The 1,380-nt window shown below is 68.0% G+C and carries 1 protein-coding gene; it reads right to left on the bottom strand.

The genetic code is table 11. The features are described 5' to 3' along the window. A partial coding sequence (locus tag AC1DN9_RS29980; protein ID WP_478106006.1) for an efflux RND transporter permease subunit occupies positions 1–1,380 on the bottom strand: 1,380 nt, incomplete at both ends.

Genomic DNA, 1,380 nt, shown 5'->3' with positions numbered 1-1,380 from the left:
CACCGTCGCCTGCTGCGCGCCGTAGTTCAGCACGTCCTGGTTGCGGCTGATGGTCAGCCACTTGGGGTTGCCTTCGAAGGAGCCGGCGGTGATCTGGCGCACCACGTCCTGCAGGCCGAGCGTCGCGCGCACTTCCGGGAGCTGCTGCAGTTCCCACGCGAGGCGGTCGACGTGCGCCAGCGTGTCGTACTTCAGGCAGCCTTCCTTCGGCGTCTTCACGATCACGGCGAAGAGATCGCTGGACAGCGAATAGTTCTTCGTGACGAAGGCGTTGTCGCGGTTGTAGCGCGAGTCGGGCCGCAACTCCGGCGCGCCCGGATCGAGATCGCCGACCTGCAGCTTCAGGCTCACCGCAAAACCCCCGCCGGCGAGCGCCAGCGAGCCCAGCACCGCCGCGAGTGCCCAACTGCGCTTCGCAGCGAAGTTGTCGAGCACGCCCCAGAAGCGCCCTCCCCGCCCCGCGGCCTGATCCAGCTCCACCTTCAGACTGCGCTCGGCCGCGGCCGGGCTCACACCGACATAGGACAGCAGCACCGGCAGCAGCAGCAGGTTGGTGAAGATCAGCACCGCGACGCCGATGCTCGCGGTCAGCGCCAGTTCGCGAATCACGGGGATCGGGATCAGCATCAGGACCGCGAAGCCCACCGCGTCGGCCATCAGCGCGGTGACGCCCGCCAGGAAGAGGCGCCGGAAGGTGTAGCGCGCAGCCACCAGCCGGTGCGTGCCGCGGCCGATGTCCTGCATGATGCCGTTCATCTTCTGCGCGCCGTGGCTCACGCCGATCGCGAAGACGAGGAACGGGACCAGCATCGAGTAAGGGTCCAGTTCCAGCCCGACCAGCTTGACGAGCCCCACCTGCCACAGCACCGCGACCAGCGAGCACGCCAGCACCATCGCCGTGCTGCGCACGCAGCGCGTGTAGCCGTACAGCAGCAGCGCCGCGATCACCGTGGCGGCGCCGAAGTACATCATCACCTGCAGCAGGCCATCGAGCAGGTCGCCGATGATCTTGGCGAAGCCGATGACGTGCACCTTCACGCCCCAGGGCTTGCCGTCCGGCGCGACGCCGTGCTCGTACTTGTCGCGGATCTGGGTTTCGATCTCGCGCGAAAGCCGCCAATAGTCGAGCCGGCCGTCCTTGCCGTTGTCGAGCAGCGGCGCGACGATGGCGCTGGACTTGAAGTCGTTCGCCACGAGGCTGCCGACCAGTCCCGCGCGCGCGACGTTCGTTCGCAGCTTCTCGACGCTGGCGGCCTTGCCGTCGAAGTTGTCGGGCATGACGGGGCCGCCCTGGAAGCCCTCCTCCGTGACCTCGGTCCAGCGCGTGGCGGGTGTCCACAGCGACTTGACCCAGGCGCGGTCGACCCCCTGCGTGAGAAA

This window comes from Variovorax sp. 05L425, assembly GCF_056397705.1.
This window is presented reverse-complemented; position numbering and strand designations above follow the sequence as displayed.